Raw genomic sequence first — 21,839 nt, 5'->3', positions numbered from 1 at the left:
TTTCGAGGAGTCTCCGTGTTCTGCCTACGCTAGGATGGATAACTAATCAAAAAGACCGAACTTTTGCAAATCTTCTTATGAAGATTTACAATATAGTTCGGTTTTGTATATGGCTAAAACCCTTTTGTCCCAGCCTCCTTCTACTTTTTATTCTTCACTTGCGCACCCTTTTATCCAGGATTTGATTTATACTACTACAATGTCTTCTCCATATCCATCATAGTTCTGAATCCCAGCTCTTCATACATCCCTCTCGCACTGGAGCTGGACCACAATCTTGCCCTCTCCGCTCCTTGATCTTTTAGCCAGCCGCATACTTCCTCTACTAAACGGGAAGCCACTCCTCTTTTTCTATGCGAGGGCATCGTATAGACTGCTATAACCCATCCGAACTTCGACTTCTCTTCACTCAAAGGAAATACATATTCTTCTCTCATCAAACCACCGGCACAAGCTATTATTTCGTCTTTCTCATCCATAGCAAATCTGAACACTAGATTTCCTTCGTCGAATTCCTTCTCGAAAAGAGCTATAACTTCCAAGCCTCTTTGCGAACTAGGCACAGGTATACCGTCTAACTCTCCCATTTCACTTGCCATACAGTACCAATAATTCTTAATCAAAGGCAATTCTACACGTTTCGCCAGTCGTGTTTCATACATCTTATTTCTCCACTCCCCGAAAAAATTATGTATGTCTGCTGCCCTATATTCTTCCGCTAGTATTGTGTTATCTCCATACATTCATATACTTCTTCTTATACTTATCATCCTCGACCGTATCTATCAATTCCATCGCTGTTTGTTTGATATCCTCATCGACTAATCGGTCATACAGATGTCTCATATTTTGCATGATGTCAAAACGAATTAATGTATAATTTTTTTCATCTGTCCCGTTTTTAAATCGATCGACCATATATTCCATAAGCCTATCATATTGTTCTGGGCCGGAAAGCCCGACCTTCCAGATAGATTGCAGGCTATGCCTAGCAGTAACGAACTTCTCATCCCTTGTCACTGCCCAAAGCCTCGGCAAATCTGTAAGCATTCTATTTTCCGGATCACTCTTTGCCAGATTAGCTAAGTATTGTGCTGATCGGGAACGTTGATGATTATCTTTATCCGTTAAACCGTCCAGCAAGTCATCCCAGACTTCATATGCCCAATCCACTCGCTTTTCTGTGGCTTGTAGTATGTATAGATATGCTTCATAGCTTTCTTGCTTGTCCTTAGATTTGGATTTTATGAATGCCTCTTTTACCTCTCTATCCATGCTACTCCTCCTTATTCCTGATTAAAAAATCTTTAATATCAAAAAGAAGACGGGCGGAACAAGCAGTGCGGGCAAGAAATTCATTGTTTTGAACTTCTTTATACCTAGTATGCTTAAGCCTGATGCCATGATCAGAACGCCGCCTACTATGCTCACTTCATTTAATAAATCCACATTCACTGCACTTTCCAATGCTTTTGCCACTACATAAATCGACCCCTGCCATACGAATAAGACTCCTGCTGATAATGCGATTCCAAATCCGAAGGTTGATGCCAGGACCAAAGAAGTTACAAAGTCTAACATCCCATTTGCCAGCAGGTAGGAATAGTTACCATGCAGTGCCGCTTCAACTGGACCTAGTATAGAAAGAGATCCTATACAGAATAAAAGGATTGCTGTAGATAGACCTTCTGCTAAATTCGACTTGGAGAACTTCTTTACTACGTTCGTAAATCTTGCATCCAGATCCAGCTTTTCACCCACTATTGCTCCGATTGCCAAACTGATAATAAATAGAACAGAATATTTACTGTCTGGTAGATGTCCAACTATAGCATTAACACCTAAGGCTAGTGCGGCTAATCCCATGGCCTGCATAAGGATTGTTTGGTATCTATCTTTCATTCCTTTCTTAAAGACAGTCCCAAGTGTACTGCCTATAATTATCATTGCTACATTGAATAATGTTCCAAACATAATTTCTCCTCCAAAACATAAGCACTTTACACCGTTTTCCGCTTGATTAGTTTAGTATGGAATAGCTTCTGGTTCGTTTTCTTCTCCAAAACTTGCTGGAACAGATGCTCTCCCATTTCTTCCAAAGGCAGATGCATACTTGTAATATCCATCATTCGGGACATTGGAAGGTTATCGAAACCGATAATGGCCAGCTCTTCCGGAATACGTAATCCAACCTTATTTGCATAAGTTATCACACCAGCAGCAACTTGGTCGCTTGTTAATATCAACGCTGATGGGGGATCTTCCATTCGCCGGAGCTTTCTTACTATCACCTCGCCGTCCTCGAAATACAGCATCTTATCGAACACATAATTTGTACGATATTGCAGTTTTCTTACTGCAAGAAAATCCCGGTAAGCAGCATCTCTTTTTTTACTGCTCGCCCCATCCAGCCTGGACACGGAATAGCCGATTCTGCGGTGTCCTTCCTCGTATAGATAGAGAAGCGCATCCTGAAACGCCTGATAATGATCCACATACGAAGATGACAAGTCCTTCGGTACATTCTCACATACAACTATCGGTCCATACTGCGTATAAGACTTTATCAAGATCAACTCGCAGCTGCGCGAACAGATAATCAGCCCATCTATCTGCTTTTGCCGGAGCATCTGCAGTGCGTCTTTCTCCCTCTCAATCTGATAATCTGTCTGGATCAATACGAGCTTGAAGTTATGCAGAAACGCCTGCTTCGATATTCCTTTCAAAAGCCGTGCGAAATAAGGATGATCCGAAAAAGGCAGCACCACACCGATGAGCTGCGTTTTTCCTGTTTTCAAATGTACCGCATTTACATTCTTTTCATATCCAGTTCGCTCGATGGCCTCCAGCACAGCTTTCCGCTTCTCCTCGCTCACATAAGGATGATCATTGAGCACCCGGGAAACAGTCGTCACTGAGACTCCGGCCATCCTGGCTAAATCTTTGATTGTCGCCATATGTTCTCCCTTTCGCTATGTACTTGATTACAGTATAACGTTTCCGTGTTTGAAAAAACACTTGACCTGGTATCGTTTTCAGCAAGTAACCTGTGGTTAAAGGTGCTGGGAATCGGAGCGTGATCCGTTTGGCAGAGCGTGATCTGGTACCGCACTTTTATCTGCTTAGAAAGCTGATACTAAATACAAAAAAAGGCCTGAGCGGCCTTTTTTACATGATTTCCTTTATGTAATCATACACATTCTTCACAATCAGCACAGTCGTTACGACTATGAACAGAATACGTACATATCCGCTGCCACGCTTGATTGCAAAACGAGATCCTGCAATGGAGCCGAAAATACCAGATATCCCCATGATCAAGCCAATTGTGTAATGTACTTGCCCTAAAATCATAAAAAGGATCAGTGCCGAAATATTACTGCTGAAGTTCAACAGCTTTGCGCTGCCGGCCGCACGCAGAAAATCAAAGCCGATGAACAGGAAGGCGAACATGAGGAATGAGCCTGTCCCAGGTCCGAGAAAACCGTCATAGAAACCGATAAGAGTCAGGACTGCTGCAAAAATAAGCAGTCTTTTTGGTGTTAATCGTTCGTAGGTAGAAACGCTGCCCCAATCCTTTTTCATGATGGTGTAAATAGCTACAGCAATCAGCATTACCAGCATGAGCGGCTTAAACAGCTCTGGATCGATAATGTGCACAGTCCATGCTCCGAGCAAAGAACCGATGAAAGATAACGGAAATAATTTCATGACTGATTTCAATTCCAGGTTGCCAGATCGATAGAACATGAGTGTGCTTGTAAATGACCCCAGCGTTCCGGCCAGTTTATTCGTTGCCACTGCAGCGGCAGGATTCAATCCTGCAAACAGCAATGCCGGAATTGTTATCAGCCCGCCCCCTCCGACAACAGAATCAATGAATGCGGCAAGAAATCCAAAAAGTATAATGAGTAAAATCGTGTCTAATTCCAAATGCATACAGCTTTCCTGCCCTTTCTCTAAAAGAATTTATTACTATCATAATCTTAACATAAGAGAAAAAAGCGTAGGCAGCTGGTTTTCTAGTCTTCAAAACAGATATCAGCTTATAAACGGAATGTACTTCTAAGACCACTGGGATATATATTAATTAGAAGTTTTATGCCTAAAAATTGAATAGCTGGCACACAGAACTAGCATCAGGCCGATAATCAGCAATGAATAGCGAAACACTATGGAACCAAGGCTGTGAGCTGAAAAGAAAGCGAGACTTGTATACAAAGTAATTACACCTAGAAAAATACCTGAAATATTGATATATACCTTTTTGTTTTTATTCATATTCCGTATTATCAAACCTAAAAGTAATGCTGCGCTGATAAGAGTCATAATCGGATAAACAGCATAAAACTTAATTGCGTAAACAAAAAAGTCCAGCCAGAAAATATCTTGCGGGAAAACTGGGTTAGAAACAAGTAAATGTGTAAAAGGCGTTGATCGCGCCCATTCAAATGGATCATCTATCAAGTTACTGCCCTCATAAAGTGAAAACAAAAGGAAAAAAACAAAAGCAAATCCTGCCAAAATAAATCCAACGTACTTTCGTGACATTTCTTTTCCTCCTCTTTATATTCTGCTTTTACTGCCTAATAACTTCTCGCATACAATTTAAAGTCCTTTTCATAAAAAAGTATGATTTACCAATCAATCACTAACAATGAATATCTTATTGACATTCTACTGGATTCATTCTATCATTTACCTAATTGATACTGATTATCATTATCACGAAAACTCATCTATCACAAGCAGAAAGCAGGAATATAAAAATGAAAAAAGCATTAATCGCTATTATCGGCCTCTTCCTACTCATTCTCAGCGCATGCGGTTCTTCTGAAGAATCTACTGCCTCTGGCAGCGAAAAAGAGACGAACGAAACCTTTACATACGAATCTGAAACCGGACCCGTTGAAGTACCGACTGATCCGAAAAGAGTCGTAGTATTAGCATCATATGCTGGTGATGTACTTTCCCTTGGCGTCGATATTGTGGGTGTAGATCAATGGGCGAAAAGCAGTCCTGTACTTGCAGATGGGTTAAAAGATGCTGAAACAGTAAGCGAGGAAGATGTAGAAAAAATCCTCGAGTTGAAGCCGGATTTGATCATCGCAGCAGACACAACAAAGAATCTGGACAAGTTTAAAGAGATTGCTCCTACTGTCACGTATACATATAACAAAGTTGATTACCTGACGCAGCATGTTGAGATCGGAAAACTGCTGAATAAAGGTGATGAAGCACAGCAATGGGTTGATGACTTCAAGGAACGTGCGAAAACAACAGGTGATGAAATTAAAGCCAAAGTCGGTGAAGATGCAACTGTCACTGTAATGGAAAGCTATGAAAAAGGCATGGGTGTGCTTGGCGACAGCTGGGGCCGCGGTACCGAAGTCCTTTATCAAGCAATGGGACTTTCAATGCCGGATAAAGTAAAGGAAATGACTGAAAAAGACGGCTATACGATGATTTCATCGGAAGTACTTCCTGAATATGTCGGCGATTATCTTGTAGTCAGTGAGTACAGCGACCAGGATAATTCCTACCAGGAGACAGAACTATTCAAAGAAATGCCTGCTGTAAAAGAAGGACATGTATTGACTGCAGATGCGAATGCATTCCTGTTCAACGACGCATTGACTTTGGATTATCAGTTGGAATTCTTTAAAGAGCAGTTCTTGAAGTAATAAAAAAGAGGGCGTATTTGCCCTCTTTTTTTCATGCATTCACACTTCTATTTTATCTTTGGAAAGCTCAAGCACTATTTCCATGAACTTATCCACAGCTGGTGAGTGCCAGTTTTTCGATCTCACCATCATATAGGAGTAAATCGGTTTGAAGCTCTCTGTATGTTCCAACAGCTTTAGTGTTCCATTTTCTATTTCACTTTCCACCGTAACAAGCGGCAATGCCGCAAATCCCAACCCGCTAGCCACAACCTGCTTGATTGCCTCCAGACTCCAGAGCTCCATTGTTTGGAATTTAGGTATATCCTGTTTGATCAGGTGCTCCTCAAACATTACTCGATAGCTGCACCCTTCTTCGTTTTAGGAGCTGTATATCTGCTGTTTATTGCCTATAAAATCATGTTCGATAAAAGTAAAAAAGAGGAGGATGCAATTGAGCGCCCCTCCTTCCTTTCCAGCTTTCTTTTTCAGCTTATTAATATAAAAAGCATCCTTTACTTCATCACAGCTATGGCGACTTTTATCTTACCTTTCAAGGCTTCCGTTTCTTCGATTATCTTATATGCAGCCGTAACTATCATCATTGGGTGCTTAGGTCTCCTTTTATGGGCAGCCTTCGGTTCAGCATTCAAGAAATTCTTTAACAAATATACAAGATCAATTAATTTGATTATGTGTTTATTGCTTATTTTTTCTGCCATAAGTATCTTCAAATGACAGTTGACGATGGTTGATGAGGCGAATAGCTTACGCTAGTGTCCTCTTCCGACAACGTAGCGAAAGGCAGAGAGATTATATACTCCTCTGCCTGATTTGATACATGGGCTTATTAGGAACTGCTTAAATATGACTACTCATCGTTCTTATTCACGGTCAGACTTGAGCCATCCCGCCATCTACGAACAATTCGATGCCGTTCACATAGCTGCTTTCCTCCGAGGCCAGAAACATAACCGCGTCGGCTATCTCCTCCGTCTTGCCCATGCGGCTTAGCGGAACGGTATTCTTCGCTGATTCAAGGACTTGATCTACCGCCTCTCCAAACATATCATCATAAGCAGGAGTGTGAACCCCGCCAGGGCTCAGTACATTAAGTCGAATCCCTGTACCTTTCAAATCCATTATCCAGCTCCTCGCCATCTGACGGAGCGCTGCCTTACTACCTCCGTAGACACTAAATCCTGGGTCGCCGATCGTACCAGCCGTCGATCCGGTTAAGATGATGGTCCCCGTCATATCTGGAAACAGCGGCAAAGCCTTTTGTATGGTAAACAAAGTACCCTTTACGTTCACTCCGAAAGTCGTGTCGTACTGCTCTTCCGTAATTTGACCTAATGGTAGTATGCTACCTATTCCAGCGTTTGCGAATAGAATATCCAGGTGTCCTTTCTCCTGCTTAACCTTATCAAACAGTTTGTCCAAGTCCTTCAAATTAGAAATGTCACCTTGAACGCCGGTAACCCGGTCACCGATCAATTTTACTGCTGCTTCCAGCTCAATTTGTCTACGGCCAGTAATAAATACGTAGGCCCCTTCGGAAACAAATCGTTGTGCCGTCGTAAGTCCGATACCGCTTGTTCCTCCGGTGACAACTACTACCTTTCCTTCAAATCTCCCCATATCTATATGCCCCCCATAATATTCTTGTATCGTTCCAGACCTTAAAACGTTAACGTTTCAACGTCATCACGCATTCGTTATATGACTTCCCCATTCGCCCGTCGGTTGCAACCAGCTGACGTTTCTATCCACAATTAGATCACCTAATCTTCCTTCGTAATTCTTGCGGTATGGTTTAATAAGTTCTTCCGTAAGCCAGCTATCTCTCGTGCCTTGCCATGTTTCATAAATGATCAAGTCATCCGGTTGATCCAGATCGTCCGAAACAATGGCGCTAATGAATGCCTTCTCGGATGACATCTCCTCAATAAGAGAAAATAGCTCCTTGCAGAATTCTTCTTTTTTCCCTGGTTTAGCTTTGAATCGAATATTCAGTTGAACTTGTTGATTGGGCATGTTGACTCCTCCTATCAGTTTTATTTTGCAGTGATTCTGTTACGGCATTTATCATAACGCTAGATGAATAATTCGACAGTAATTTAGATTACGTTGAAAAGGATATAGTTGAAGTGATATTCATACGCGTCATGAAATCAAGCTAGTTCTTTCTTCGCTTTTTCGATATGAATCATGACCATTCTACGGCTGGTTATGAGAATACCTTCATTGGATAGTTCCTGTAAGGTTAGCGATACCGCTTCTCTTGTGGCACCAATCATATTGGCCAATTCTTGATGAGTCAGGGGAATATCGATTTTTCGGTATCCATTTTCTTCTATGCCGAACTTTTTAGATAGGCGGTTGAGAAAGTAGAGTACTTTACCACGTAGATCCCTAAAAACCAATTTTTCTACCAATTCATCCTGATCTCGCAGGCGTTTGCTTATTTCTGATAAAAATCGCAAAGACAATTCCGAGTACTTACCTAAAAGCGGTTCGAATTGTTCAGTCGGAATCGAAAAAACAATCGAGTCTTCCATCGTCTCCACATAAGTCCCTCTTGTGCCCAACGAGAACGTTTCAACTTCGCCAAACATGCCGCCTTCGCTTAGGATGCAGACCGTATGTTGTTTACCGGCCGAGTTGGTTTTATATAAGCGAAGTTTACCGGCGATTACGAAAAACAAGCCATTCCTTTCATCACCGGGCATCTGAAGAATAGAGTTTTTTGAAAGCTTATACATATTTGAACTTGTTACCAATTGTTCGATATCACGGATAATTTCTCCCGGAAGCGATTCAAATATCTTTATTTGTGGCAAAAATGATTTTATGTTTTCTATCGCCTCATAATGTAACATATTGCCCCTCCTTTCAATGTTGCGAACGACAACCGCTTCACTCTCCACGATAATCGTTCCTCGTGTAACATAATCTATAGCGGAGTGTTACATTCATCATAAACCACCATAATTTAATCTTCTGTAATCCAGATTACAAAGCTTTTTGCTTAGAATTTAAAGACGAATAAGAACCTCACCAAGTTTCTTACACTTTTTAAATGTGGTTCATTAAAGAGAGCCTCCCACATAAGGACACTATCCTCATGAAATGCTTCCCTGTCACCTTTAGAGATCCCTCCTGCTTGAACCCACAAATCTAATTTATTTTAAAACTAATCAGTTCTGCCATCTAAGTTCGATCGTCATACTCTACTTCTTCTATATCTGCTGATCGCTTTTGATCTATTAAATTTTTAACTTTCATTTTATGCATACATTCATGGGCTTCTTTGTTTTTAGCTGTCGCACTTCATAGTACTATCCGTCAAATAAAAAAAACCATCCTGTCACTGGCAGGATGGTTTTCTTATTATTTTACATATTATTTAAAAGCCGAATTGCTTTCCAGTACATCTGTATCTTTTAAAACAGTATTAGAATAGTTCTTTCCCCACGCATACATTGCATCAAGAATCGGCAGCAATGACAGGCCTTCTTCTGTCAGGGAATACTCAACTTTTGGCGGGACAACTGGATACACTTCGCGGTGCACAATCTGATCATCTTCCAATTCTCTCAGCTGCGAAACGAGCATGCGCTGTGTAATACCTGGAATCAGGCCCTTCAGTTCATTGAAGCGTTTTGTCCCTTCCTTGCCTAGATGCCACATAATCAGCATTTTCCACTTTCCGCCGATGATGGACAATGTCAGTTCCTTCTCACAATTGAATTTCTGTTTTTCCAAACGACTCATCCGCCATTCCTCCTTACAGTATACTTTTCGTCACTATGTAAGAAAAAAGTGCGTACTTACATAATGAAATTATACTCCCTATAATAAGAGTTGCAAAGGGATAGCCCGTTTCTCGCTGGCTATATTACTTTTTTAGGAGGGCATGATCATATGAATAGATTTACTATACCTCGTGATATTTACTTTGGCGAAGGTGCTTTGGAAGTACTAGAAAGCATTAAAGGAAATAAAGCGATGCTTGTCATCGGTGGGGCTTCTGCCAGAAAAAGCGGTGTCTTGGACCGTGTCCAGTCTCATCTAGAGAAAGCTGGTATCCAGACTAAATTAATTGAAGGTATCCGTGAGGAGCCTACAACTGACAAAATAAATGAAGCTTTAAATGACTTTGAACAGTTCGGTCCAGACTGGGTTATTGGAATCGGCGGCGGATCCGTTATGGATGCAGCTAAAGCGATGTGGGTGTTCTACGAGCATCCAGACCTATCATTTGAAGATGCCACAAAACCATTTGAATTGCCAGCATTGCGTTCGAAAGCAAAATTCATCGGAATTCCGACAACAAGCGGCAGCGCATCCGAAATATCCAATCTATCCGTTGTGACTGACTCCAAAACAAAAATCAAATATCCATTGGCTGACTTTGAACTTACTCCTGATATCGCAATCATTGATCCAATCACTATCTTTGATATGCCAAAACATATTACTGCTTTCACCGGCATGGATGCAGTCACGCATTGCATTGAATCTTATGTAGCGAAACCAAGGACCGTATTCACTGATTCGCTGGCTATCGAAGGAGCAGAAATTCTTCGTAACCACCTGATAGCTTCTTATAATGGTGAACGCATTTCCCGGGAACAAGTGCATTATGCACAGGCGATGGCTGGTATGGCATTTGCAAATGCCGTACTCGGTAATGTCCACAGCATGGCACATAAGAGCGGTCCTACTTTCGGTATAGCCCATGGATTGGCTAATGCGATTTATTTACCGTATGTTATCCAGTTCAATAGATCTGTATCGGAAGAAAGATATGCTAGCATTGCCCGCCGTCTGCAATTAAGCGGCTCTACCGATGCTGAACTGACAGACTCTCTAATTGAATGGATACGCGATTTGAACCGTGAAATGGAGATTCCATTGAATCTACGTGATTTCGGCGTTGCCGAGGAGTTATTCTATGCTCATGTTAACGATATGGCTGCTAATGCAGTTACAGATCCATGTACCGGCACTAACCCGCGTGAGACATCTGTTGAACAAATGAAACAGCTATTTGTTGCTGCCTTTGAAGGCAAAGATATAGATTTCTAAAAAAATACCCTCTGGAGCATATCAATGCTTCAGAGGGTATTTTTTAGATTAATCGGATCCCTTGTGACTAAGTCGGTGTCCCGGGAAATGCTGTTCACTCAAGCCATTGATCTACGTGCCATACTTATCAAGTGATTGCTTTTATATCAGCCATTAGAAGCTTTTTTAACTTTGTGCTCCTGCTTCTTCTCTGTCTTATAGCGCATAATGAATGATATCGGAACCATGATAAGTATTAAGATGCCGGAAAAGACAAAGGCTTCATTGATTGTTTGTAAACTTGCCTGCTGAGCTGCTTCTCCAGCAGCTGTGAGATGAGCTCGGCGCACTTCAAAGTAGATGCTGAAGAATACGATTCCGAAGGCGGACGATATTTGACGTAAAACATTGTTCATTGCAGAACCTTGGGAGACAAGGTGTTCTGGTATATCGTTCATTCCTGCGGTAGTGGCAGGCATATTGCTGAGCCCGAGACCTGCACCACGTAGCATATTGATTACAAGGATAAGCCAGAATGGTGTAGACAGACTGAGATTTCCTATTAGGAAAGTAGCTATAGCTAGAATCAGCAGACCAGGAGGTACTACCCAGCGCGGCCCTTTCTTATCTAAAAGCTTGCCGCCCAATGACATCATGGCACCGCTGAACAATGCTGCTGGAAGAAAGAGTAAACCTGTTTGAATCTCACTAAGTCCGTAGACATTCTGAATTAATAATGGCAGCAGGAATATACCAGAAAATAACCCAATAGAAGCTGTCGCTGTGACCAGTATCGAAACTGTATAGGTTGGGTTACGGAAGAGAGAGAGCTCCAATAATGGCTGCTCTTTTCGCCGCTCATAGTAAACAAAAATAACAATGGCTAGTATTCCAGCTGCAATCAGCGCAAGGTTAGATGTCGATACAAGTACATCAAGTGTCTGTCCACGACCTAGAGCAAACAGTACTAAACCTATACCCAGTGTAACGAATACGAAGCCACCCTTGTCGAATCGGCGTTCCGGATTAGCTACGGTCGATTTCAAGTAACGACTAGCCATAAGTAAACCGAGGAGACCGAACGGCAAATTAAAAGCGAATAGGAACGGCCATGGTAAGTACGCAATAAGCACACCGCCAATTGTCGGTCCGATGGCAGGAGCTACCATTGCCGCTACACCATACACACCGACAGCAAGTCCGCGCTCCTGTTTCGGGAAAGCCTGGAATATGAGTGCCATTGATATCGGCATCATCAATCCCCCGCCTATCCCTTGAATAAAGCGTGCCGTGATGACAAATGGCAGACTGCCGGAAAAGATACCAAAAATGGACCCTGCAAGAAATATCACAAGGCCTAGCAGATAGATACTCTTTTTCCCGAACCGATCGCCAAGGTAGCCGGTGACAGGCATCGTCATACCCATTGCAACCATGAATATGGTCAGTATCCAGCCAACACTGACAGCATTGGCATCGAATGTGGAAATCAATGATGGCAGTGCCGGATTCAGCATACTATTGTTCAAAATAACAGTGAATGTCCCAAAAAGGACAGCAACAACAACCAACCATTTGGATTCTAGTTTACTCACATGCATACTCCCAACTGTTTTTGCGTTTCACACCAGTTGGTAACCTTCCTATTTTACGACCAACACTGGGCAATTCGCTCTTTTGATCACTTCCGTACTTACACTTCCAACCACAAGCTTCTGTAATCCATTCAAACCTCTTGTTCCGATCACAACCAAGTCGAACGTATCATTATTTGCTTTATTGGCAATCGTTTTACCGGCATCGCCACGTTCGATGGTACGTGTATAAGGAATATTCGCATTTTGCAGTTCCGCTTCGTTTGGCTGGATACGAAGTTCTCCGTCCCGGTTCCTATTATCCGGCTTTACTTGCTGCAGAACAATCTCGCTATTACTTACATCTTGGATAACATGGGTAACTTCCAGCTGTACAGGATGTGTGCTCGCCTGACAAATTTTGATTACTTCTTCTGTCGCTCGAATTGAGTTCTCTGAACCGTCGACAGCCAATAAGATTTTCTCATACATACTAGCGCCTCCTATAACCATGATAGTACGCATTTCCCTTAAAATAGCGCTAACAAACGAGAAGTCGAAAATGCTTCGATACCCGAAACTTTTCTGTATGAAATTAACAATAACATTAAATATCCTTTTGGAAAAGTGTGAGATGATGGAAAAAAGAATTTAGGGGGGAGAAAGGTTGCTGTCTAAAACTATTAGTTTCCTTATTATCTTTCTTCTAATTATTGGAGTTATTGTTTGGATTCTTGCTGCTTTCGAGCCTTTTCAGAAAGAGGCTTTTATTGAAGAAAAGATAGAACGTATTGAAGTGTACGATGCGGAGTCAACTGACCCATCAAAAACAATAACAGATCAGGTGCAAATAAAAGAAATAATGGAATGTATCAATGAATGCAAGCGTGAGGAAATGCACGAAACAGCTTCTTATGCAGCAATTGATGCCACACTTATTATGTATAGCAAAAATGATGACTACGAAGTCGGAGTTTATCAGGGCGATGGCAATGTCAGCTTCGTATATGATGCTACTATTATTGATAGTGAACTTGAACCGTTCCCTATGTAATACAAGAAAAAAGCCGTCCCTTTTAATTGGCGGCTTTTCAATGCTGCATAGATTTCTTTAAATGAGACTGTATTCTAATCAATAACTTGCATCCGCTCATTAAATTTCGTCGGATAAGATAAAAAGCCAAGCATAGTACTTGTAACAATAGCAGTTGTCAGCAGCAGGAAGAGAATCAGGAGCTGGAACATGACGGCCTGGAGCGGATCTGCTCCAGCAATGATCTGACCGCTCATCATACCTGGCAGCTGGACTAGTCCGATTGTCTTCTGGCTTTCTATTGTCGGAATAGTACTTGCCTTAATGGATGCCAGCAACGAGTGTTGAATTGCTTGCTTTGGTGTGCCACCTAAAGAAAGGATAAGCTCAGTCTCCTCTCTTCTGGATGACACTTCTGAAGTGAATCGGTTTAAAAACAAAATACCTAGCACCATAGAGTTTCCTATCACCATTCCGCTTAATGGGATGATGTATTGTGCAGTTGCCGGTGTAATATGAAGCCCTAACAAAATCCCTTGTGTCAGTACTTCAATTACAACGAAGGTAAGCACTAGCTTCCATGTGATGCCTCTTATCGATGCTCCTTTTTTCCTTGCGTTTTGTACTGCTGCACCAATCATGAGCGCAACCATCAGGAATATATAAAGGATATTTTCGGAGTCAAAGATAAACTGCAGCACATAGCCAACTGCAAACAGCTGAATGATGGAACGGACTGTGGCAATGAGCGTATCTTTTTCGAGCCCAAGCTGTAATGTCTTAGATAAGAAAAGTGGAATAAGGACGAATATCAAGGTGAGTATTAAAGCAAGTGCGCTCATTTTCCCTCCTCCATGACAAAGTGTTTGACATCATCATTTTCTGGATGATCCAGCATTTCAATCGGTCCCGCTTCGGCAATACGGCCGTCTATCATGACCCAGACTTCTTCTGCGACTGACTTTGCCTGTTCCAGATTATGCGTTATCCATATGACAGTCGTTCCAGTCTCTCTATTGATCCATTCAATCAGTTTCTCTATGTCCTGCCTGGAAACTCGATCCAAGGAAGATGTGATTTCATCCAGCAGCAAAATCTCTGGCTCATTCAGCAGTGTTCGAGCAATGGAAACCTTCTGCTTCTGGCCTCCCGATAAATCCCTGCTGTTTCGATCCAATATGTCTGGATCGAGCCCTACTAACTGTATCATCCGTTGTGCCTCGTCATCTGTCAACTCCTTTCCATCAAGCTGTAAAGGCAATGCCAAATTGTCCCGAACGCTTCCTTCCAGCATAGTTGCCTGCTGGAGAACGATACCGACATGACGGCGCAAGCTCACAGGATCAAACGTTAAGATTTCCTTCCCGTTGATCAGTATATTTCCGCCTGAGGGTGAAAGCAATCCATTACATAATCGAAAAAGTGTCGTCTTTCCTGCGCCTGACGGACCGATTATTGCTGTGATCTTCCCCTTCGTGAATCTGCCTGTTATACCGCAGATGATTTTGTTCTCCTCTGTTTCATACACCACTTCCTGTAACGTGATGGCGGCTTGCTGTATCATATTTTCACTTCCCTTCCGCTTCTTATATCCTAGTATCCTTGCTTAGTCGTGATTTAACCGCGATTAACGTGATAAGTAAAATGATTTGGATAATCGTATGTAAGAAAAAAACACCTCTGCATGAGAGGTGCTTGAATCAATAATGCTTCAAAAAATAAACTAATGACTGCAATTCGATAGCCAAATCGATATGATGCACACGGATATTGCTCGGTACTGCGATTCGCGCTGGTGTAAAGTTCAGGATTCCAGCAATACCACACTCGACAAGGCGGTCAGTGATTGCTTGGGCAGCTTGCGCTGGCACCGTCAGGATCGCTGCACTTACGTTGCCGATATATTCTTCCAAATCATCAATATGGTATACAGGGACACCGCCGATATTATGATCCACTTTTCCTGGATCCGTATCGAATGCCATTTCTATTTTTGTATTGTTATTCTTCGTAAAGTTATAATTCAAGAATGCTGTTCCAAGATTACCGACCCCGATAAGCGCCACTCTTGTGATCTCATCTTGATCTAGTGTCTTCCGGAAGAAGTTCAGCAAATACTCTACATTATAACCATAGCCTTTCTTGCCAAGTGCTCCGAAATAGGAAAAGTCACGGCGGATTGTAGCTGAGTCAACTTTAACCGATTCACTGAGTTCTTTAGATGAGACTCTTGTTTTACCCTGCAGATGCAGACTGTTGAGAAATCGATAATAAAGTGGCAGCCGCTTTGCCGTAGCTTTTGGTATTTTATTTTGATCCATATACATGCTCATTTATCCTCCTAAAGCCTACAGCTTCCAGAAGCGAACTTCGTGCAGCCATGCAGCTGATCAAAAGGCCTATCGGACTAGAACGATACCGTTCTGTTACCTCTTGTCGTATATGACCAGCACTATCCCTAAAGAATGGAATAATGGCTGCAGACAGGTTCCTTTCTGGCATCTATAAGGAGTTGCAGATGCTGCCTGCGGCTTCGTCCTTGAATTATTACGAAATGATACTTTCACAAAGTACGATTATAGTTAACAACTTATTCTAACAGATTTAAGAAGGAAAGTCTTGTACAGATTCACAAAGAAAGATGATGAGAGTCACCTTGTCTCCATTTTAACAAAATCATTTCTGATGTCCATCCGCATGAAAGCTAAAAGTGCTGAAATTCGGCGCTTGCTACTGTTTTGTCACATAGGATACACTGATAGTATGAGGTGAACAGAATGATTTTATTGCAAGCGAACAATATAACGAAACTATTTGGCGCAGACGTCATTTTATCAAATATAAAACTGGAAGTACAAACACAGGACCGATTAGCCATCGTAGGACGAAACGGTGCCGGAAAATCGACCTTGCTGAAGATCCTTGCAGGAGAATTAAGCTATGACGAAGGAAATGTATTCCTAGCAAAGGATGCCACACTTGGGTACCTGGAGCAGCATACAGGCTTAGAGTCGGAAAAAAGCATCCTGGAAGAAATGAAGACTGTCTTCGCTGATCTTATTCAGCAAGAGGAAGAGCTGCGCCGTCTCGAAGCAAGGATGGGAGACCCTGATCTTATTTCAGACGAGACAGCCTACCAGCAGCTTCTAACCAATTATGATACAAAACAACAAGCCTTCCGTTTAAACGGAGGCTATCAATATGAAGCAGATATCCGTTCCGTGCTGAATGGCCTCCGTTTCGGAGACAAAGACTTGTCTACTCCGATAGGTTCATTAAGCGGCGGGCAAAAAACGCGTCTTGCCCTAGGAAAACTCCTTCTCCAGAAACCGGACGTATTAATACTGGATGAGCCGACGAACCATTTGGACATTTCAACCTTGGACTGGCTGGAAGGTTACTTGAGCAGTTATCAAGGGGCTGTCGTAGTTGTATCGCATGACCGTTACTTCCTCGACAAAACTGTTAATACCGTAATTGAGATAGCGCACAATCACTCTGTTCGTTACAAAGGAAATTACAGTAACTATCTCGAACAGAAAGCTGCCAATTTCGAACGCGAGCTGAAGCAATACGAGAAACAGCAGTCTGAAATCAAAAAGATGGAAGAATTCGTTCAAAAGAACATCGCACGTGCCACAACGACGAAACGCGCACAAAGCAGACGTAAACAGTTGGAGAAGATGGAACGAATCGACCGGCCGCTCCATGACGCATCATCTGCAAAGCTCACATTTGATATCGATCGTCGAAGCGGAAATGATGTATTGAAGGTAAAAGACTTGGCTTATCAATATCCAGAGAGTACCTCCCCTGTCTTTGAGCACGTTACCTTCCATATGAATCGTCAAGACCGTATCGCTCTCACCGGGCCGAACGGAACGGGTAAGACGACATTGCTCAAGACCATTATCGGAAAGCTGCCTGCTAAATCCGGTCAGGTAGAGGTAGGCACAGGCGTCAGTATAGGCTATTACGACCAGGAGCAGACGGAATTGCATTCATCGAAGAGTGTCCTTGCTGAGCTATGGGATGAGTATCCGCTTATGGATGAGAAGAATATCCGCACCATTCTTGGTAACTTCCTGTTCACTGGCGATGATGTCCTCAAAGTAGTCAACACACTGAGTGGTGGCGAAAAGGCCCGCCTTGCTCTGGCGAAGCTAATGATGCAGAAATCGAATCTCTTGATCATGGATGAACCGACCAACCACCTTGATTTAGACAGCAAGGAAGTATTGGAAGGTGCATTGGCCGACTACCCAGGTACTATACTCTTTGTCTCCCATGACCGTTACTTCATGAATAAAGTTTCCACACAAGTACTGGAAATGGCGGACAAGCAGATTTTATCCTACTTAGGCAACTATGATTATTTTATAGAAAAGAAACAAGAGAAGCAGGAGATTGCTGCCTTGGAAGCTATGGCAGAAGAAACGAAGCAGAGAACTGTTATGTCGGAGAACAAATCCTCTTATCATCAAGATAAGGCAATAAAGCGGGAAATTCGGAAACGGGAACGACGCATTTCAGAGCTAGAAGAAAAGATAGTTGAACTGGAGACAGAGATTGAAACAAATGAGACTTTGCTTACCGATCCGACAATTTTCCAAGATTATCAGAAAGCCCAGGAAATCACTGAAAAGAATGAAGAGCTGCAGACAACACTGCTAGAAGTAATGGAAGAATGGGAAATACTTAGCGAAGAACAGGAAAGTTATACACAGGACTAAATGCGTTTTCATCGTTGATTTAATGGGATATACACAAGGTTATGCACATTATCCACAGAATCCACAGCGCTTTCGCACAGTTTTATCCACTTCTATACCTGGTACTAATAGTGGGTTTTAATAAGTTATGCACAATCCAGAATATAGGCTGTGAATAAAAAAGCATCGTTTTCATAAAGAAAACGATGCTTTTTTTATAACGGCATAGATGCCCTAGCATTCATAGATAAATCCGCGAATTTTTCTTGCTGATAAAGGATGGATGCCGCAGCACCAATCATGGCTGCGTTATCCGTGCATAGAGCAAGCGGCGGGATAAGCAGATCAGCTTGCTTGTCTGCAAACACTTCTTCCAAAGAAGCGCGCAGCCCCCTGTTGGCAGCAACACCACCCGCAACAATGACTTGCTTTGCGCCGAATGCTTCGGCCGCTCGGATTGTTTTCCCTACAAGCACATCTACTACACTGGCTTGGAAGCTTGCCGCTACATCTGCAGGTGCAAATGTTTCTCCCTTTTGCTTGGCATTATGCAGTGTGTTGATGACCGCAGATTTCAAACCGGAAAAGCTAAAATCATAGCTCTCTGGTTCTAGCCATGCACGAGGGAAATCAATGGATTGCTCGCCTTCTGCTGCTAGCTTATCAATGCGGGGACCTCCCGGATAAGGCAGCTGCAATGTCCTGGCTACCTTGTCATAAGCCTCACCTGCTGCATCGTCACGTGTCTCTCCAATTACTTCAAAGCTGCCATGTTCTTTCATAAGAACAAGCTCTGTATGACCGCCAGAAACGACCAATGCAAGTAGCGGGAACTTGAACTCCTGCTCTAGTCGGTTGGCATAGATATGTCCCGCTATATGGTGGACACCAATCAGCGGTTTGCCAATGGAGAACGCCAGCGCTTTGGCTGCATTCACACCAACAAGCAATGCTCCGATAAGACCGGGCCCCTGTGTCACAGCAATCGCGTCCAGCTCTTCTTTCTGAATTCCAGCTTGCTGGATCGCTTCTTCAATGACGAGCGTAATTTGTTCCACATGATGCCTGGATGCTATTTCCGGCACTACACCGCCAAAACGCTTATGGCTCTCAATTTGGGACGCAACAATATTGGATCTGATGATCCTGCCTCCCTCAATGACGGCTGCGGCTGTTTCATCACAGCTTGTTTCTATTGCTAAAATAAGTTCTGATGTTTTCATAAATTCACCCACATTACAATCGCGTCTTCCTGATTGTCTGTATAATAGTTTTTCCGGATACCGCCCGGTACTAAACCAAATTTCCGGTATAAATGCTGTGCCGGTACATTAGTTACACGTACCTCTAGAGATAAACGGTAAGCCCCTGCCATAATTGCTTGTTCCATTACATGGGCAAACAGCTTCTCGCCCAGTTTCTGACCTCGAAAGTTCGGCAGTATAGCAATATTCGTGATCTGTGCTTCATCAATGACGAGCCACATACCGCAATAACCAGCAATTACGCCATCACTTTCAATGACAAAATAATTTGCAAACGTATTTTCCGTAATTTCACGTTCAAAGATATCGATGGTCCATGGAGTTGCAAAAGATGCAGTCTCAATTGTATAGACAGCTGGCACATCGGCTAATTGCATCGGACGTACGGTCACTTTTGCGCTCACTTCTGCTGCTCCTGCTGCTTAAGCCAATTTGACTCAGCCTCTGTCATACGAACATAATTTGGTACGATTTGGTGCAAATCATCTGCTTTCCTTGCAGCTCCTATCTGAGCAAGTACAGATGGACGAGCGTAATGTATAGCAGCTTCTGGGATTATTGCTTGCTCACCCAGTATCTCAATGATCATACTGCGGTACATCTCGATATCAGGGCTTAGAAACAATATTCTTTCGCCTTTTTCTCGTAGCTGTTCCAGCCAATCCGAGAATAGAGGATTGACGATTTCGTCTATTTGTTCAAAGGAGTCACTATTGCTGGCGTAAAGAGCAGTATACACTTGGCCTCTGCGAGCATCGAAGAAAGGACAAACATATCCTGAGAATAGCTCCCCTTGATGCGCAAGACCTTCCAGACTTGAAACACCGATGACATCGATGCCAAGTGCCCATGCCATTGTTTTTGCAGTTGCCATACTGATTCGAACACCTGTGTATGAACCAGGTCCCTGGCCAACGACAATTCGATCTAAATCAGCAGGTGTCGTTTTTGTTTCCTTCATCAATTGTTCGATTGCGGGAAGCAATCGAACCGAGTGATCTCTGTGTCCATGCATAACATGTTCACCTAATGTCACTCCATCTTTCACAATCGCTACTCCTAGCAGCTGATTGGAAGTATCAATCGCTAATATATTCATTCCGCTAACTCCTTACAAAGCTTTTCATAACGTTCACCAATTGGCTGCAGTAAGATTGTTCTTGCTTCTCCATCATGCTTGAGCGTAAGCTCCAGTCGTTCCTTTGGCAAATAGTCTTCAATGAATTGTGCCCATTCTACAATGGAAACACCTTCCCCTGAAAAATACTCCTCGAAACCGATATCTTCATCGCTGTTCTCTAACCGGTAAACATCCATATGATATAACGGCAGACGTCCTTCATACTCCTTGATGATTGTGAAGGTAGGACTGTTTATCGTCCTTTTCACACCTAGACCCGCACCTATTGCTTTAGTCAGCGTCGTCTTTCCTGCACCAAGGTCTCCTTCCATCGTGATGATATCTCCAGGCTGAAGCAGTTCGGCCAGCTTTTGGCCAAACGAATTGGTATCTTCTATTGTATGCATCTTCTTTATAAATTGGGTCATAACCGTCACCTGACTCACTTTCATTCTTTGTTCATCTATTCATCATAGCAAAATATAGCCTAAAAGCAAAAGCACTAGAAACAAAAAGGCTTTCGTGGATTTATGGAGAATACTTATATTATCAGCCAATAAAGGAGTATGTATATGGAAGCATTAGAGCAAATGTACAACTACAGCTGGAATGGTGAGATGAAATCCTATCTGGATCAAGTCGATCTGAGCGGATACCAGCATGTCTGGATCGGGCGCTTCGGCGGAAGCATTGCGCATGGTGCTTATAAGAACGAGAATGCTTGTCTTATCCTTACTGGAGCCGATTGGGAGCTAGCAGTTGTCATGGGGGCACAGCATACAGTAGAAAGTGCTGCCTTCATCGCAGACTCCCTCATACTCAGGCAAAGGAAAATCACTGAGACGCTTGATGAAGATGTTTCCAGCGCAATAAAAAAGATCGACAGCTTTCTGATGAGTATGTTCAACAGCGTACGTTTCCGCTCAACGGCAGCCAAGGTAAACGGTAATGCTTCTTGTTTAATCGCTGTACGGAAAGCGGGTTATTTGTATTGGTTATCCATTGGGGAGAATTCACTTTATCATTTAGTACCTTCTCCAAATCATTACAACTCTGTCCAGCTGAATCAGCAAAATAGTTCAGGTAAAATTGGTGCTGATAATACGTTTGATCAAGTGGTGCCTGTCTTTAATATGGGGAGCGTGCCTCTTTCAAGTGGTACTAACCATATCCTGCTCTCCACAATCGGATTGCAGTGCTTCCCTGTATCTCCATATAAGAGTGCCTCCCGGCTGCAGCGCGCTTTTAGCAAGAGCGAGAGCATGCCGCATTTCATGCAGACAACACTTACAAACGCCCAGTCAGCAGGTGCTGCGGAAAGTATTACACTAGTTGGATGGGAAATACACATATAAAAAAAGCTTTAGGAGTAATCCTAAAGCTTTTGAACGTTTTATGT

At 42.7% G+C, this 21,839-nt stretch carries 25 protein-coding genes and 1 pseudogene; 6 read left to right on the top strand and 20 right to left on the bottom strand.

Annotated elements, in window-relative coordinates; all coding sequences use genetic code 11:
- Nucleotides 1-194 precede the first annotated feature (194 nt).
- The 6 genes from AE2B122_RS16360 to AE2B122_RS16335 all read right to left on the bottom strand — a co-directional run bounded on the left by AE2B122_RS16360 (nucleotide 195) and on the right by AE2B122_RS16335 (nucleotide 4,551).
- A complete protein-coding gene (locus tag AE2B122_RS16360; RefSeq protein ID WP_254593540.1) occupies nucleotides 195-662 on the bottom strand; it encodes a GNAT family N-acetyltransferase in 468 nt (155 codons plus the stop codon).
- Between the two features lie 67 nt (nucleotides 663-729).
- Entirely contained in the window at nucleotides 730-1,275 is a 546-nt protein-coding gene (locus AE2B122_RS16355) for a hypothetical protein (protein WP_175074733.1), read from the bottom strand.
- Nucleotides 1,276-1,296: 21 nt separating this feature from the next.
- On the bottom strand, nucleotides 1,297-1,974 hold the full coding sequence (locus AE2B122_RS16350; protein ID WP_095219053.1) for a DUF554 domain-containing protein: 678 nt from the start codon (nucleotides 1,972-1,974) through the stop codon (nucleotides 1,297-1,299).
- A 26-nt stretch (nucleotides 1,975-2,000) separates the two neighbouring features.
- Complete coding sequence (locus AE2B122_RS16345; RefSeq protein ID WP_175074732.1) at nucleotides 2,001-2,957, bottom strand: LacI family DNA-binding transcriptional regulator; 957 nt, start codon at nucleotides 2,955-2,957, stop codon at nucleotides 2,001-2,003.
- A 211-nt stretch (nucleotides 2,958-3,168) separates the two neighbouring features.
- Nucleotides 3,169-3,939 (bottom strand): TSUP family transporter, encoded by a 771-nt coding sequence (locus AE2B122_RS16340; protein WP_175074731.1) that lies wholly within the window; start codon nucleotides 3,937-3,939, stop codon nucleotides 3,169-3,171.
- A gap of 147 nt (nucleotides 3,940-4,086) precedes the next feature.
- Complete coding sequence (locus AE2B122_RS16335; RefSeq protein WP_095272671.1) at nucleotides 4,087-4,551, bottom strand: DUF4306 domain-containing protein; 465 nt, start codon at nucleotides 4,549-4,551, stop codon at nucleotides 4,087-4,089.
- A 218-nt stretch (nucleotides 4,552-4,769) separates the two neighbouring features.
- Here AE2B122_RS16335 and AE2B122_RS16330 point away from each other — a divergent pair, with 218 nt between their 5' ends.
- Nucleotides 4,770-5,684, top strand: coding sequence for an iron-hydroxamate ABC transporter substrate-binding protein (locus AE2B122_RS16330; protein WP_175074730.1), 915 nt, complete (start codon nucleotides 4,770-4,772; stop codon nucleotides 5,682-5,684).
- A gap of 39 nt (nucleotides 5,685-5,723) precedes the next feature.
- Here the strand turns inward: AE2B122_RS16330 and AE2B122_RS16325 are convergent.
- Nucleotides 5,724-6,029 (bottom strand): annotated as a pseudogene (locus tag AE2B122_RS16325) (LysR substrate-binding domain-containing protein); the annotation flags it as partial.
- Between AE2B122_RS16325 and AE2B122_RS19535 the strand changes: the two are divergent.
- Nucleotides 6,003-6,401 carry a LysE family transporter gene (locus tag AE2B122_RS19535; protein WP_371809679.1) on the top strand — a complete coding sequence of 133 codons (399 nt, stop codon included), beginning with the start codon at nucleotides 6,003-6,005 and terminating at the stop codon, nucleotides 6,399-6,401. The pseudogene AE2B122_RS16325 and the gene AE2B122_RS19535 sit on opposite strands and share 27 nt — an antisense overlap.
- 156 nt (nucleotides 6,402-6,557) lie before the next feature.
- Here AE2B122_RS19535 and AE2B122_RS16315 read toward each other — a convergent pair whose 3' ends face one another.
- The 4 genes from AE2B122_RS16315 to AE2B122_RS16300 form a co-directional block, all read right to left on the bottom strand.
- On the bottom strand, nucleotides 6,558-7,304 hold the full coding sequence (locus tag AE2B122_RS16315) for an SDR family NAD(P)-dependent oxidoreductase (RefSeq protein ID WP_175074728.1): 747 nt from the start codon (nucleotides 7,302-7,304) through the stop codon (nucleotides 6,558-6,560).
- A 66-nt stretch (nucleotides 7,305-7,370) separates the two neighbouring features.
- Nucleotides 7,371-7,700: an antibiotic biosynthesis monooxygenase family protein gene (locus tag AE2B122_RS16310; protein ID WP_175074727.1), complete on the bottom strand. Its 330-nt coding sequence runs from the start codon at nucleotides 7,698-7,700 to the stop codon at nucleotides 7,371-7,373.
- A gap of 137 nt (nucleotides 7,701-7,837) precedes the next feature.
- Nucleotides 7,838-8,545 carry a Crp/Fnr family transcriptional regulator gene (locus AE2B122_RS16305; protein WP_175074726.1) on the bottom strand — a complete coding sequence of 236 codons (708 nt, stop codon included), beginning with the start codon at nucleotides 8,543-8,545 and terminating at the stop codon, nucleotides 7,838-7,840.
- Between the two features lie 523 nt (nucleotides 8,546-9,068).
- Nucleotides 9,069-9,440 carry a helix-turn-helix domain-containing protein gene (locus tag AE2B122_RS16300; RefSeq protein ID WP_038558186.1) on the bottom strand — a complete coding sequence of 124 codons (372 nt, stop codon included), beginning with the start codon at nucleotides 9,438-9,440 and terminating at the stop codon, nucleotides 9,069-9,071.
- Nucleotides 9,441-9,590: 150 nt separating this feature from the next.
- On the opposite strand from AE2B122_RS16300, the gene AE2B122_RS16295 reads away from it, so the two are divergent.
- Nucleotides 9,591-10,757: an iron-containing alcohol dehydrogenase gene (locus tag AE2B122_RS16295; RefSeq protein ID WP_175074725.1), complete on the top strand. Its 1,167-nt coding sequence runs from the start codon at nucleotides 9,591-9,593 to the stop codon at nucleotides 10,755-10,757.
- Nucleotides 10,758-10,903: 146 nt separating this feature from the next.
- On the opposite strand, the gene AE2B122_RS16290 is transcribed toward AE2B122_RS16295, so the two are convergent.
- On the bottom strand, nucleotides 10,904-12,337 hold the full coding sequence (locus AE2B122_RS16290; RefSeq protein WP_371809672.1) for an MDR family MFS transporter: 1,434 nt from the start codon (nucleotides 12,335-12,337) through the stop codon (nucleotides 10,904-10,906).
- A 42-nt stretch (nucleotides 12,338-12,379) separates the two neighbouring features.
- Nucleotides 12,380-12,802 (bottom strand): universal stress protein, encoded by a 423-nt coding sequence (locus AE2B122_RS16285; protein ID WP_175074723.1) that lies wholly within the window; start codon nucleotides 12,800-12,802, stop codon nucleotides 12,380-12,382.
- A 175-nt stretch (nucleotides 12,803-12,977) separates the two neighbouring features.
- Here AE2B122_RS16285 and AE2B122_RS16280 point away from each other — a divergent pair, with 175 nt between their 5' ends.
- Nucleotides 12,978-13,364, top strand: coding sequence for a hypothetical protein (locus AE2B122_RS16280; protein ID WP_175074722.1), 387 nt, complete (start codon nucleotides 12,978-12,980; stop codon nucleotides 13,362-13,364).
- Between the two features lie 74 nt (nucleotides 13,365-13,438).
- On the opposite strand, the gene fetB is transcribed toward AE2B122_RS16280, so the two are convergent.
- The 3 genes from fetB to AE2B122_RS16265 form a co-directional block, all read right to left on the bottom strand.
- The gene (fetB, locus tag AE2B122_RS16275) at nucleotides 13,439-14,185 is read right to left on the bottom strand and encodes an iron export ABC transporter permease subunit FetB (RefSeq protein WP_095219062.1); all 747 of its coding nucleotides are present in this window, start codon (nucleotides 14,183-14,185) and stop codon (nucleotides 13,439-13,441) included.
- Entirely contained in the window at nucleotides 14,182-14,907 is a 726-nt protein-coding gene (locus tag AE2B122_RS16270; protein WP_095219063.1) for a phosphate ABC transporter ATP-binding protein, read from the bottom strand. Before AE2B122_RS16270 ends, fetB begins: the two co-directional genes overlap by 4 nt.
- A 136-nt stretch (nucleotides 14,908-15,043) precedes the next feature.
- Nucleotides 15,044-15,670, bottom strand: a complete 627-nt coding sequence (locus AE2B122_RS16265; RefSeq protein ID WP_095219064.1) for a redox-sensing transcriptional repressor Rex — start codon at nucleotides 15,668-15,670, stop codon at nucleotides 15,044-15,046.
- A gap of 450 nt (nucleotides 15,671-16,120) precedes the next feature.
- Here AE2B122_RS16265 and AE2B122_RS16260 point away from each other — a divergent pair, with 450 nt between their 5' ends.
- Nucleotides 16,121-18,076 (top strand): ABC-F family ATP-binding cassette domain-containing protein, encoded by a 1,956-nt coding sequence (locus AE2B122_RS16260; RefSeq protein WP_175074721.1) that lies wholly within the window; start codon nucleotides 16,121-16,123, stop codon nucleotides 18,074-18,076.
- A gap of 194 nt (nucleotides 18,077-18,270) precedes the next feature.
- Here the strand turns inward: AE2B122_RS16260 and tsaD are convergent, their stop codons facing one another.
- From tsaD to tsaE, 4 genes are read right to left on the bottom strand one after another with little or no spacing between them, the layout of a single operon-like run.
- The gene (gene tsaD / locus AE2B122_RS16255; RefSeq protein WP_175074720.1) at nucleotides 18,271-19,278 is read right to left on the bottom strand and encodes a tRNA (adenosine(37)-N6)-threonylcarbamoyltransferase complex transferase subunit TsaD; all 1,008 of its coding nucleotides are present in this window, start codon (nucleotides 19,276-19,278) and stop codon (nucleotides 18,271-18,273) included.
- Nucleotides 19,275-19,724 (bottom strand): ribosomal protein S18-alanine N-acetyltransferase, encoded by a 450-nt coding sequence (gene rimI, locus AE2B122_RS16250; protein WP_342747527.1) that lies wholly within the window; start codon nucleotides 19,722-19,724, stop codon nucleotides 19,275-19,277. Before rimI ends, tsaD begins: the two co-directional genes overlap by 4 nt.
- Nucleotides 19,721-20,419: a tRNA (adenosine(37)-N6)-threonylcarbamoyltransferase complex dimerization subunit type 1 TsaB gene (gene tsaB, locus AE2B122_RS16245; protein ID WP_095272643.1), complete on the bottom strand. Its 699-nt coding sequence runs from the start codon at nucleotides 20,417-20,419 to the stop codon at nucleotides 19,721-19,723. The genes rimI and tsaB overlap by 4 nt, the downstream gene beginning before the upstream one ends.
- On the bottom strand, nucleotides 20,416-20,868 hold the full coding sequence (gene tsaE / locus AE2B122_RS16240) for a tRNA (adenosine(37)-N6)-threonylcarbamoyltransferase complex ATPase subunit type 1 TsaE (RefSeq protein ID WP_095219068.1): 453 nt from the start codon (nucleotides 20,866-20,868) through the stop codon (nucleotides 20,416-20,418). The genes tsaB and tsaE overlap by 4 nt, the downstream gene beginning before the upstream one ends.
- 144 nt (nucleotides 20,869-21,012) lie before the next feature.
- Here tsaE and AE2B122_RS16235 point away from each other — a divergent pair, with 144 nt between their 5' ends.
- Nucleotides 21,013-21,795 carry a hypothetical protein gene (locus AE2B122_RS16235; protein ID WP_095219069.1) on the top strand — a complete coding sequence of 261 codons (783 nt, stop codon included), beginning with the start codon at nucleotides 21,013-21,015 and terminating at the stop codon, nucleotides 21,793-21,795.
- The last annotated feature ends 44 nt before the right edge of the window (nucleotides 21,796-21,839 follow it).

It is taken from the genome of Terribacillus sp. AE2B 122, assembly GCF_902497585.1.
GTDB lineage: Bacteria > Bacillota > Bacilli > Bacillales > Amphibacillaceae > Terribacillus > Terribacillus saccharophilus_A.
The sequence above is the reverse complement of the archived record's forward strand: the minus strand, read 5'-3'. Positions and strand labels throughout refer to the sequence as shown.